At 36.6% G+C, this 12,801-nt stretch carries 8 protein-coding genes; 1 reads left to right on the forward strand and 7 read right to left on the reverse strand.

Annotated features, from left to right (window positions below; translation table 11 throughout):
• Nucleotides 1–151: 151 nt before the first annotated feature.
• The 6 genes from glmM to mnmE all read right to left on the reverse strand — a co-directional run bounded on the left by glmM (nucleotide 152) and on the right by mnmE (nucleotide 8,474).
• Nucleotides 152–1,501: a phosphoglucosamine mutase gene (gene glmM / locus ERCIKOCA2762_RS02640; RefSeq protein WP_157988629.1), complete on the reverse strand. Its 1,350-nt coding sequence runs from the start codon at nucleotides 1,499–1,501 to the stop codon at nucleotides 152–154.
• The gene (folP, locus tag ERCIKOCA2762_RS02645; protein ID WP_157988630.1) at nucleotides 1,501–2,343 is read right to left on the reverse strand and encodes a dihydropteroate synthase; all 843 of its coding nucleotides are present in this window, start codon (nucleotides 2,341–2,343) and stop codon (nucleotides 1,501–1,503) included. The genes glmM and folP overlap by 1 nt, the downstream gene beginning before the upstream one ends.
• A gap of 89 nt (nucleotides 2,344–2,432) precedes the next feature.
• Nucleotides 2,433–4,319: an ATP-dependent zinc metalloprotease FtsH gene (gene ftsH, locus ERCIKOCA2762_RS02650; protein WP_157988631.1), complete on the reverse strand. Its 1,887-nt coding sequence runs from the start codon at nucleotides 4,317–4,319 to the stop codon at nucleotides 2,433–2,435.
• A gap of 125 nt (nucleotides 4,320–4,444) precedes the next feature.
• Nucleotides 4,445–5,074: a 23S rRNA (uridine(2552)-2'-O)-methyltransferase RlmE gene (gene rlmE / locus ERCIKOCA2762_RS02655; protein ID WP_157988632.1), complete on the reverse strand. Its 630-nt coding sequence runs from the start codon at nucleotides 5,072–5,074 to the stop codon at nucleotides 4,445–4,447.
• A 937-nt stretch (nucleotides 5,075–6,011) separates the two neighbouring features.
• Nucleotides 6,012–6,494, reverse strand: coding sequence for a transcription elongation factor GreA (greA, locus tag ERCIKOCA2762_RS02660; protein ID WP_157988633.1), 483 nt, complete (start codon nucleotides 6,492–6,494; stop codon nucleotides 6,012–6,014).
• Nucleotides 6,495–7,109: 615 nt separating this feature from the next.
• Nucleotides 7,110–8,474: a tRNA uridine-5-carboxymethylaminomethyl(34) synthesis GTPase MnmE gene (gene mnmE, locus ERCIKOCA2762_RS02665; protein WP_157988634.1), complete on the reverse strand. Its 1,365-nt coding sequence runs from the start codon at nucleotides 8,472–8,474 to the stop codon at nucleotides 7,110–7,112.
• A 1,818-nt stretch (nucleotides 8,475–10,292) separates the two neighbouring features.
• Between mnmE and glyA the strand changes: the two genes are divergently transcribed.
• Nucleotides 10,293–11,585 carry a serine hydroxymethyltransferase gene (gene glyA, locus ERCIKOCA2762_RS02670; RefSeq protein WP_157988635.1) on the forward strand — a complete coding sequence of 431 codons (1,293 nt, stop codon included), beginning with the start codon at nucleotides 10,293–10,295 and terminating at the stop codon, nucleotides 11,583–11,585.
• Nucleotides 11,586–11,978: 393 nt separating this feature from the next.
• Here the strand turns inward: glyA and sufE are convergent, their stop codons facing one another.
• Complete coding sequence (gene sufE, locus ERCIKOCA2762_RS02675) at nucleotides 11,979–12,401, reverse strand: cysteine desulfuration protein SufE (protein WP_157988636.1); 423 nt, start codon at nucleotides 12,399–12,401, stop codon at nucleotides 11,979–11,981.
• Nucleotides 12,402–12,801 lie beyond the last annotated feature (400 nt).

The following is a 12,801-nucleotide window of genomic DNA, read 5'->3' on the forward strand; positions in this document are numbered from 1 at the left end:
AAAATCCATATCAATAGCTACATGAATAATAATACTACCAATATGCATAGACAAACCCTACAATAAATACAGATTGCATCTTTATTAGATGCCATGCATAAAAATGAACAGATTAGCCAGAAATGTTCTCTTGCATGCAGTATTGGGCTATCTATAAATGATCATTGATACATTGTTTTACCACCTCCGTAATATAGTAAGATAAAATACTGATCTGATGCTCGTCTTCTCCTTCCACCATAATACGTATGAGTGGTTCAGTTCCAGATTGTCGTAATAATACACGTCCTGTGCTTTTCAACTCTGCTTCAGCTTCAGCTATTACCCTTTTTACTCTAGGGTCGGCTAAGGGATTCTGGACACCAGAAAACCTAATATTGACTAATCTTTGTGGAAATAATGTGATATCTTTGCATAAATCATGAAGACTACGGCGAGTAAATAGCATCGCGGTAAGCACCTGTAAACCAGCAATTATGCCATCCCCCGTAGTAGTTTTATCTAATAAAATAATATGTCCAGAGCTCTCTGCTCCAATCCTCCACCCTTTTTTTATCAACGTATTTAACACATAACGATCGCCAACCATAGAGCGCACAAATGGAATACCGAGACCCATAAAAGCCAATTCTACCCCTCTATTTGTCATTAGAGTCCCGACCACACCTCCTCTAAGCGATTCCTGACGCCACTGTTCACGTGCAATCAGATATGACATTTGATCCCCGTCAACTTTATGACCCAGATGATCGACCATAATAATACGATCTCCATCACCATCATAGGCTAACCCGACATCTGCATTTTCCTCTAATACACGTGCCTGCAAGAGACGCAGATCAGTTGTACCACAATTTTTATTGATGTTCATACCATTAGGTTGCACACCTATAGGAATCACAGTGGCACCTAATTCTTCCAGAACATTAGGTGCGATATGATAAGTCGCACCATGGGCGCAATCCACTACGATTTTTAATGTATTAAGCGTAAGTTGGCTAGGAAATGTGCCTTTGCAAAATTCAATATATCTCCCCGCAGCATCCACAATGCGGCTAGCACGCCCTAATGAGGCAGATGCTACACAAATTAATGCTTTTTCCATTGTGTCTTCAATGGCTTTTTCCACTTCATCAGGCAACTTACTACCCTCTGTCGAAAAAAATTTGATGCCATTATCATAAAATGGGTTGTGTGAAGCAGAAATGACAATTCCAGCTTCCGCACGAAAAGTGCGTGTGAGATACGCTACTGCCGGTGTCGGCATAGGTCCAGTAAATGCTGCGGATAGCCCTGCAGCTGAAAGACCAGCTTCCAACGCGGATTCTAACATGTAACCAGAAATACGTGTATCTTTGCCAATAATGATTTTCCGAGAACCATGTTGCGACAACACCTTACCTGCAGCAAAACCCAACTTTAAAACAAAATCTGGAGTAATGAATGATTCACCTACCTTTCCACGAATACCATCTGTACCAAAATACTTACGCACTCTCATTATTCTCTATGCTCCCTTGCGGATTTCACCTCTGCCACAACACGCAATGCCTCTACTGTTTCTCCCACATCATGCACACGTAAAATATGAGCACCCTGTATTGCAGCAATTATAGCGCACGAAAGACTACCTACTAAGCATTTAGAAGGCGCTAAATTTAGAAGTTGACCAATCATGCTTTTACGAGACAAACCCACCAACAACGGCAACTGAAAATAATGCAAATCTGCTAGATATGCTAACAATTGATAATTATGAGAAATTCTTTTCCCAAAACCAAACCCTGGATCCAATAACAATCGTGATTTTTTGATCCCGTAGGCTTGACAACAAGCGATACGCTGAACAAAAAAAGTTTTAACATCATATAAAACATCCTGATAATAAGGCGAATCTTGCATAGTATTCGGTTCACCTTGCATGTGGGTAAGACAAATAGGTAAATCTAGCGTGGCAGCTACACTTAATGCTCCGGACATCTGCAAAGAACGTATATCATTAATCATATGTACACCTGCGCAAGCCGCTTCTTTCATTACTTCCGGCTTAGATGTATTTACTGATACCCACACGTCAAAACGTTGTACAATAGATTCAATAATTGGTATGACGCGCTCTAACTCCATTTCTGTGCTCACCACCATAGAGTTTGGACGACTGGATTCGCCGCCAATGTCAATCATTGTTGCGCCAGCATGGATCATCTCCTTTGCATGAGTTAATGCTTGAGTTAATCCATTATATTTACCGCCATCAAAAAATGAATCAGGAGTGATATTCAAAATACCCATTACATGAGAATGTGATAAATCAAGAACTAAATCTTTGGCATATAATTTCACAATCACTCACCTCTTCGGGTGATTAACAGTATATCGAAAACACTACCGTGTTTACTCATCAAGGGGCACTCACAATCAATTACGAGAGATTACTGATCCACAAAAAGCGAACTTTTGAGTGTGGAATTATTATGAGCGTCATGAGAAGCATTAATATTTTCCTCCCATCCTTCTGGCAGGCGTACTACACGTCGTGACATTAAATCATCAATTTGTTGCGCATCAATCGTTTCATATTTCATCAATGCCTCCTTCATTGCATGAAGGATATCAATATTTTGATGCAGAAGCATATGCGCGCGTTTATAATTAACCTCAACTAAAGATTTGACTTCCTGATCTATAATACGCGATGTTTCATCAGACATATGCTGAGTTTTTGCCACAGAACGACCAAGAAAGATCTCACCTTCCTCCTCCACATATAAAAGCGGTCCAAGTTTTTCTGAAAACCCCCACTGTGTAACCATATTACGGGCAATAGATGTAGCTATCTTTATATCATTAGAGGCACCAGTGGAAACATTTTTAACACCATATATGATTTCTTCCGCCAGACGACCACCGTATAGAGTAGAGATCTGACTTTCTAATTTTTGCCGACTAGCACTAAATGTGTCGCCTTCAGGTAAAAAGAAAGTCACACCTAACGCACGCCCACGTGGAATAATCGTAACCTTATGAACAGGATCATGCTCCGGAACTAAGCGACCAATAATTGCATGCCCAGCTTCGTGATATGCAGTAGCCTCTTTCTGCTTTTCAGTCATGACCATAGATCGCCGCTCTGCTCCCATCATAATTTTATCTTTCGCTTTTTCAAACTCTATCATCGATACTTTTTGCTTATCATTACGCGCAGCGAAAAGCGCTGCTTCATTCACTAAATTAGCTAAGTCTGCACCGGAAAATCCAGGCGTTCCTCGAGCAATAATAGTCGTATCAACATCAGTAGCTAGTGGCACACAACGCATATGTACTTTTAAAATCTGCTCACGCCCGCGTACATCTGGCAACCCCACTACTACTTGACGATCAAAGCGCCCTGGGCGTAGCAAAGCAGGATCCAGTACATCAGGACGATTCGTGGCAGCAATTACAATAATACCTTCGTTTCCTTCAAAACCATCCATTTCTACCAGCATCTGATTCAGTGTTTGTTCACGTTCATCATGGCCGCCACCTAACCCTGCCCCCCGTTGTCTTCCAACCGCATCAATTTCATCTATAAAAATAATACATGGCGAAGCTTTTTTAGCTTGCTCAAACATATCCCTAACGCGAGAAGCGCCTACTCCGACAAACATTTCTACAAAATCAGAACCAGAAATTGTAAAAAATGGCACTTTTGCCTCACCGGCAATCGCTTTTGCTAATAGAGTTTTTCCAGTTCCTGGAGGACCAACCATCAGCAAGCCTTTTGGAATTTTACCGCCAAGTTTCTGAAATCGGCTGGGTTCGCGTAGATACTCTACCAGTTCACTAACTTCTTCCTTTGCTTCATCACATCCAGCAATATCAGAAAATGTAGTTTTTATTTGGTCTTCTATTAACATACGAGCTTTGCTTTTGCCAAAAGACATTGCACCCTTACCGCCACCAACTTGCATTTGACGCATAAAGAAGATCCAAACTCCGATCAGTAATAACATTGGAAACCATGAGATAAAAATAGATACTAATAGACTAGGTTCATAAGGAGGCTCTCCGCTCACCTTAACGTTTTTAGTCAAGAGATTATCTAATAATCTAGGATCATGCATAGGTATGTAGGTTTTATACCTATAACTATTTCTTTTTATTACATTAATTTCATGCCCATTAATACGTACCTCACGAACTTTATCCTGATTTACTTCCGACAAAAAAGTTGAATAATCCACTCTGCGACCACTTGACTCACTCAGTCCAAAGCTCTGAAATATAGACATTAGTACAACTGCAATAACTAACCAGAGAATTAGATTTTTTGCCATATCACTCAAGTGCTTAACCTCATATTACAACAGTATTAACGAATAGCATTAAGGTGCTGACTACCACTGTATATCCTTCATATGCGAAACAACCGTAGAATTAACGGATATTCCCATTACTCTGGTTATAGCTTTCGACCTGTAGCTACAATGTACACTTCACGTGAACGAGAGCGCGAAGAATCTGGTTTACGAATCTTTACCTTCGTGAATTGAGCTCTCAGTTTTTGTAGATATTCCTCGAAACCCTCTCCATGAAAAACTTTAACTAAAAAGTTCCCACCAGGTTCTAATACCCTGCAACACATCTCTAATGCAAGCTCACATAAGTGCATAGATCGTGGCATATCCACTACAGCATTACCTGTTATCTTAGGAGACATATCAGATACGATCACCTGCACCTTATAACCACCTATGCATTTTAGTATTTTTTGTATAACTGACTCCTCACGAAAATCACCTTGCAAAAAATTCACACCACAAATAGGCCGCATAAATACCCTGTCACACGCAATTATATGACTGGTAGACCCTATTTTCATAGCCATATATTGTGACCAACCTCCCGGAGCTGCTCCTAAATCAATAACGGTTATCCCATGTTTAAGTAACTTATCTTTTTTTTGTATCTCATCTAGCTTAAACCAAGAGCGTGATCGAAAGCCTTTTTGCTGTGCTTGACGAACATACTGATCATCATGATGTTCTCTTAACCATCGTTGAGAAGCAGCAACACCCTTTTTACTAATCATACGATTTTTCCAGTTATCATTCAGTTGAATGTTGAATGTAGAGATGAACTAACTATTAAAATAAACACTACATATCAATATAAACACTAGATATTAATCTATATTATATATCCATCACGTCTGTATTGTGATAAACGTTCGTATCATTTGTAACAAATATTTATATATTTATATTATGAGCTATATACGCTATATTCTACCTGCATTAAAACACAATAACCTGCATCCTATCGCTATCAATTGGTGAGTGAGAACTATGACTCATTAAAATACCGTGTAACCGAAAGATACTAGGGAGTATTATGCAAAATGAGTTATGTAGCATGCATTTCAGAAACGAGTAACCAAAATATATTTCTAGAAATAATTGGTTGATCTAATCCAGATTAGTATTGGCAATACTTACATCTTACTAACGAAAACTTCACACATAAAATCTCACCCAAGCTTCTAAAGATACCAAGCACACTTTCTCCGCCCTAAAGTCAGTTGTAAACTGCAGACATAGTTAATCATAAGCGGTATTGCTATAATACAAAGTTAATCATAAGTCTTTATGGCTATAAATAAATAGTATACCTAAGCACGATTAGAGATTGCATGATATTAAAACTGCAGCTTCTAACACCAGAAATGGCATAATCTTAAAGATTATTTTTAATTCCACTATTATCCCTGCCACTCTAACCTCTCTAATATAAACGAGAAAATTCATAGATGATTAGTGAATGCAAACATAGTATATATCTGTATAATCTTAAAAAACATGATCATACCTCCCTATATGTAAGGTATTAAGAGGCAATTATACTGATATCTATTGAATCTCTCAATCTAGAGATTGATTGATACCAGTTATCTATAACTCGCCTCATGGGTATATGCATTATTAATATTACTCCCTCATGTATGCAATGCTATCTAAAAATTATATCGATTAAAGATATTCAACTTTGATAACTTGATACTCGGCCTCACCCCCAGGCGCTTGTATGACAGTGAAATCATTGGCTATTTTACCTATTAATCCACGAGCCATAGGGGAATTAATAGAAATTAAATTATTTTTAAAATCTGCCTCATCATCTCCAACAATACAATACGTATACTCTTCATCGGTTTCTAGACTACGTACCCTCACAGTTGATCCAAATACTACTCGTCCATTAGCCCTATTAGATATTTTAGTGATATCAATTACTTGCGCATGTGATAACTTAGATTCTAGTTCCTTGATACGACCTTCGCAAAAACTTTGCTCTTCGCGAGCAGCATGATATTCTGCGTTTTCTTTTAAATCTCCGTGCTCTCGTGCATTAGAAATAGCAGAAATCATCATAGGTCGTTTAATAGTTTTTAGTTCTTCTAATTCTTTTCGTAGTTTTTCCGCACCCTTTAACGTCATCGGAATCTGATGCATTTTTATACCTCACAAAATCGGCCCTCTTTCTATCTATCTGTATTCTTTTTATTCTTTATGCTACGTTATAAAAATTCTACATGTTCTCTAAGTGATTCATCAAAATTAAACTACCCCTGTACACTATAAAGCATCATCTACAAAACGTAACATGCATAGACTACAAAATACTACACTATTAGTGTAATCTACTATTATTTCTATACTACTTACGTTATTCAGGTTTTGAAAAAACCATAATCTGTGATGGGTATTATGTGTTGATTACGTTATTTATATTAAATCCATTACTAAAAAATAATATTGCATCATCTATACCGCACACAAAAAAAATACCTATACCTATACCTATCTAAATACTATACTAATCATTCCATTCTTGAAATGTGAAAATAGAAGTGCAATGCATTTACTAATTATTATTTAGAATTTATTAAAAACGATGACTTCTAAATGTATTAAGATTTATGTATACTTTAGCACACTAATTTTCACACCCTCAATCTCTAATATGACACTAGAGTAAACTATAAAACAAGTGACTATTCTCATAAAACTCTAGTATATATTCTAGAGTCATATCAGCAATCTTTCTCTATCCTGCTAACACGCTATCTATTTTCCGATACAAAAACTAGAAAAAATACTATCCAATAACTGCTGAGAACTAAATTCCCCTGTTATCTCGTTTAAAGCTAACTGCGCCAGACGCAAATCTTCTGCTAATAATTCTTTAGCAGATTCAGATACAATGTTATTTTTTCCATTTTCAAGATATGTAGCAGCTAATTCAAGAGCCTGCACATGACGACGACGTGCCAAAAATCCATCCTCTATCTCGCTGTAATCACTTACAACAGCTCTTAAGTGTGCCATTAAATTTTCAAAACCTTCTCCAGTGCGTGCTGATAGCGAGATGACCACACTCTCTTTTGTTTTTGTGATGTCATGTGCTTCATGAGTGATATCAGATTTATTACGTAAAATGGTAAAAGGGGGTATATCTTTTAATTCATCGATAAAATCTGGTAAAATCTCAGACAGAGTTATAGACCTTGTCGTAGCACCATCCACTACAAAAAGGATATGATCAGCTTTTTTAATTTCTTGGAAGGCTAGTGCGATTCCCATGTTCTCGATGTGCTCACTGCTTTTACGTATCCCTGCTGTGTCAATGACATGCAATGGTAAACCATCAATATAAATACGTTCATGTAATACATCGCGTGTCGTTCCTGCAAGCGCAGTCACTAGAGCAGCTTTACGCCCACATAACCTATTAAACAAACTAGACTTTCCAGCATTAGATTTACCTGCAATCACCACCCTTCTGCCCTCGTGAAGCAAACTACCTAGGTGTGCTTCATTGCGTACTATATCTAGAATAGATGCAATATTATTTAACTGAGATACTATATTGTTATTAGATCTGCTGCTTACCTCCTCATCTGGAAAATCTAGCATAGCTTCTATATGCATTCGCAGGTCAATGATGCTTGCTACCAAAGTCTTGATGCGTACAGAAAAAACTCCTTGTAAAGAGCAAACCGCTGCACGTACTGCTTTCTCTGAACTCGCATTGATTAAATCAGCAATTGCTTCTGCTTGCGTCAAATCTAACTTCTCATTTAAAAAAGCACGCTCGGAAAATTCGCCTGGATGAGCCATACGTAATCCTGGTACTAATAGAATACGTCTTAAAAGAAGATCAAGGACAACAGGACCACCATGACCCTGTAACTCCAACACATCTTCACCAGTAAAAGAATGTGGCGCAGGAAACCATAGCGCAATCCCTTTATCGAGCATACAACCATTCTCATCTAAAAATAGAAGATAATTGGCATAACGCGGTCTAGGAATTTTACCTAATACTTGCCTTGCAACTTCTACAGCACAATCCCCAGAAATACGCAAAATCCCTATGCTACCATGTCCAGATGGAGTAGCTGGGGCTACAATAGTATCGCTATGGCTCATATGATATTACTCTTATCGTGAGTGAAATACATTCAAGTAAATGGATAACCTGGATGATTATCATAACCACTAAATTTTTCCTAAGACAACAAACATATATGCTAGAATTCATCATTCCTCGTTAAGATATATCTCTAAAGACACATCTCTAGATATATATTATCTATATATCCCGTATACTGCATCCAGCATCATGAGTACAATATTCCATTGACAAAAATATATGCTGCTATGCGTATAGTGATCATCTTGTTGCAATGATAATGTGAATTTTGGATTAGATCCGAACATAACTTACAGAATAGACAATATCTCAATTTTACTGATATATGAAATATAGGTTACACGCATTCCTCAAGTCTCACACAATCTTACTGCTATGATTAAGAGCTATACAATGTCACTATATTATATTATACACAAAAAGCATGCTTATCCTAATAAGATAGCAATCTTATATTATACATTAAGAAGCATGCCAACCGGGGGGGTATTGTCCATTACAGTGTGCGTAAGCACTAAGAAGCAGATAGTGTTCTTTTGAGTTTGTAGATAAGATTTTCTTAATAGTAATAATTTTATTATGATAAAATCAGACACATTGTCCTTCAAGACAAGTATTAATGATGTTAATATAGAGACTATTTTCACGTTAGACTGACATGCATGTCTCGTTATTTTGCTCTACAAGAATGATGCATTATGATGATAATATCATGTTTCCTGTTAAAATAAATATAATTTATGGAATCCAACATATGATCCGCACCCTTTTAGTTACCTCATCATACAGTCTCAATCTACAACCGCTATCTAGCACAATATATACGTCTGTAACGTACAACAGACGAGCGGACACAACTTAAAAAATATGATCTGTTATCAAGCGAGAATGTATCTATCCGTGGATTACTTTTCAGGTATATCAGGCGGTAATCATATCACTTCAGTATCCTAAAAGCCAGATGATCATTCGCTAAATACAATAAACATACTATTCTTTATCATTGGCTGATGGCACTGAAAGACTGCAGGATCATTCATATTTGCACTTAGCAGTCAAGAATGTTATACATATAGTCTATTAACAATCATTTTTTGGCTAATCCGACACTCTGAAAATCATCATAGCGCAAAATATTTTTAATTTAAGATTATTATTCGTTCTGTACATCAGTATGAAATGCGCTAGATAATAGTATTCAACAAACTATCTATAAAATATTAACACCTCCTGATACTGCTTAAGATCAGGTCATTCCCTCTACAATATATAGCAACAGACTATAATGTAATTTTTTGATATCATCATAAAATGTGCATAGCTTGATCTCAAGATATCAAAAAAAAGATCTAAACGCAAAATTGTAGAATATTGTCTTGTCTCATGAATAATTTACATGCACAGTGCTATTTTAATTTTATGCCTGATAGATATCAGTAGATTTAGTAATCGGATTGAGAATAAAAAAAATTAAACATAAAATTCCTATTCTGATCATAATGTAAACTCTATACATATATACTTACAAAGTAACATACAATGATAATGTTGAGAAAAATTCTAATGCTGTCATATTATATGTGTGGTTGATATGGATTGTTATCCACATCAGACACCTCTACAAATTCATCATATATTGAAAGCATACAAAAAATCTACACAAGTAGCACCGAAACAACATAGACATATCATCGAATTATTTTATAGATCTGTGCACAAAATATATTAACACTATAAACAATTTACACTAAATACAGATTTTTTAAATCTTAATTTAGTTTTTATGACTTATTTAAAAATGAGAACGAAAAGAAATGTTCACTCGTAATATGAATATTGCAGACTATGACCCTATCTTATGGCATGCTATGGAACAGGAAAAAACGCGTCAAGAAGAGCATATTGAACTAATCGCTTCAGAAAACTACACTAGCCCTCGTGTGATGCAAGCACAAGGTTCCTATCTAACTAACAAGTATGCAGAAGGATATCCGGGTAAACGATACTATGGTGGCTGTAAATACGTAGATATCATTGAGCAGCTAGCGATTGATCGCGCCAAAAAACTATTTGGAGCTGACTATGCTAACGTACAACCACATTCTGGTTCTCAGGCTAACTTTGCTGTGTATACGGCATTACTACAACATGGAGACACTGTGTTAAGTATGCGATTAACACATGGTGGCCATCTGAGCCATGGCTCTCCAGTCAATCTATCTGGTAAATTGTATAATATTATTTCGTATCATACCGATAAAACCGGCCATATAAATTATGAGGAGATCCAGAATCTTTCTATCAAGCATCGACCAAAAATGATCATTGGTGGTTTTTCTGCCTATTCAGGACTGTGCGATTGGAAAAAAATGCGTGCAATTGCTGATGGTATCGGAGCATATCTAATTGTTGATATGGCACATGTAGCGGGTTTAATTGCCGCTGATATGTACCCCAATCCAATACCACACGCTCATATTGTCACCTCTACCACTCATAAAACACTATCTGGTCCTCGTGGAGGAATTATTTTAGCAGCCGGTGGAGATGAAAACTTATATCGTAAGATCAATGCCTCTGTCTTTCCTGGTGGACAAGGTGGGCCTCTCTTACATGTCATTGCAGCTAAAGCAGTCGCCTTCAAGGAAGCAATGGAGCCTGAATTTAAAATTTACCAAAGAAATGTACTCCAAAATTCCAAACTGATGGTAGAAGTATTTCTGCAACGTGGATATAATGTCGTGTCCGGTGCTACTCACAACCATCTCTTCCTACTCAACCTGCTTGGCACAAAACTTACAGGCAAACAAGCAGAAAATACACTAGGTCACTCTAACATCACTCTGAATAAAAATAGTATACCTAACGATCCTCAAAGTCCATTTATAACATCTGGTATACGTATTGGCTCTGCCGCAGTCACGCGCCGCGGTTTTCAAAAAAATGAAGTACACCTAGTAGCACAATGGATCAGTGATATTCTAGATGATCCTAATAACAAATCGGTCACACATCGCGTTAAAAAACAAGTTCTAGAGCTTTGTGCTAGTTTTCCTGTGTATGAGGAGAATAAAATTGTTTACTACACAGATAGTAGTATAGATTAAATGCATATATTCATACTCTATATTTTCATTGCATTCATCTAACACCAGATTATCAGTACAGTACTCTATAGACATATAAAACGCGGTGTGTGACTAAAAAGCATTAACACATACAAAATAAAAAATATATAAACTATGCTAGTGTGCACATAACTAATTAAAAATGTGTATATCGCAGTATCCTGGTACATGCAAAAAATTACAATACCAATCCAGACTATTATGGCTCAAAAATTATAGAGATATTTTTACATACTAATAACTTTGTATGATTGCAATAATGTTCAGATGGTATAATGTAGAATAATATCTACTCGTTATTAAGACTGCATAAATTCAAAAATAAACATCTATATGCTATACCACGGATAAAAAAATGATATCCAGCATCAATCATTCTTCTAGCAATAAACGTGTTTTGTGACGAATAGAGCGTAGCATAGCCCAAAGACCATGCACACGCGACGGTGTTAATTGCTGTGAAAACGCTAAACCTGAAAACCATGGACGTGAATCAAAACACAACACATTATGTGGCGTCATGTTTTTATAACAACTAAATACAATAGCTATCAACCCCTTTACGAGCGCTGCATCACTATCTCCCTCCAGAACAACCAATCCTTTTTTATCAACACCTACTGATATCCACACCTGACTCTGACAACCAGAAATAATATTTTTTTTAGCGTATAGCGCGCTAGAAAATGATGGGAGTTTGGATCCTAGTTCTATGATATACAGATATTTTTCTTCCTGGTTAGCACATCGATGAAAATTAAATACTAGTGTATCTCTATCCGGGAGAGTGGACATTTTTCCTCACTTGAATAATGATATTGATCCTTCTCTATTACAATCTGTAGACATGAATAAAATTTATACCTATCACGAGAGGAATACATCGCACTATAGCCCATGATTTTAGAGTACACAATTGAGCTCAGAACTATAATATCCTCAGTAATCCAGGTGACATTTTCTGATGTATCCTTACTGACACTATTAACCCCTAGATAAAAAGCATACATTAAGACACACAGATCAGGTGTTCTCTTATAAAGACATTTAATGTTCCTAATGTTCTCTATTTTTAACCACACCTATTGCAAGCTATCATAGATACATTTTGATAGTATTGATTGGATCAATCTTATTGTTTTTAAATAAAGGTATGAGTAAATCACTATGATCATCTTTACACATATTTTGACTC

Source organism: Candidatus Erwinia haradaeae, from assembly GCF_900698935.1.
GTDB lineage: Bacteria > Pseudomonadota > Gammaproteobacteria > Enterobacterales > Enterobacteriaceae > Erwinia_E > Erwinia_E haradaeae_D.

What these genes read in the sequence shown, in the direction of transcription:
- glmM (WP_157988629.1), bottom strand. Translation starts at nt 1,501, where the DNA reads ATGAGAGTGCGTAAGTATTTTGGTACAGATGGTATTCGTGGAAAGGTA.
- ftsH (WP_157988631.1), bottom strand. Translation starts at nt 4,319, where the DNA reads ATGGCAAAAAATCTAATTCTCTGGTTAGTTATTGCAGTTGTACTAATG.
- rlmE (WP_157988632.1), bottom strand. Translation starts at nt 5,074, where the DNA reads ATGATTAGTAAAAAGGGTGTTGCTGCTTCTCAACGATGGTTAAGAGAA.
- greA (WP_157988633.1), bottom strand. Translation starts at nt 6,494, where the DNA reads ATGCATCAGATTCCGATGACGTTAAAGGGTGCGGAAAAACTACGAAAA.
- mnmE (WP_157988634.1), bottom strand. Translation starts at nt 8,474, where the DNA reads ATGAGCCATAGCGATACTATTGTAGCCCCAGCTACTCCATCTGGACAT.
- glyA (WP_157988635.1), top strand. Translation starts at nt 10,293, where the DNA reads ATGTTCACTCGTAATATGAATATTGCAGACTATGACCCTATCTTATGG.
- sufE (WP_157988636.1), bottom strand. Translation starts at nt 12,401, where the DNA reads ATGTCCACTCTCCCGGATAGAGATACACTAGTATTTAATTTTCATCGA.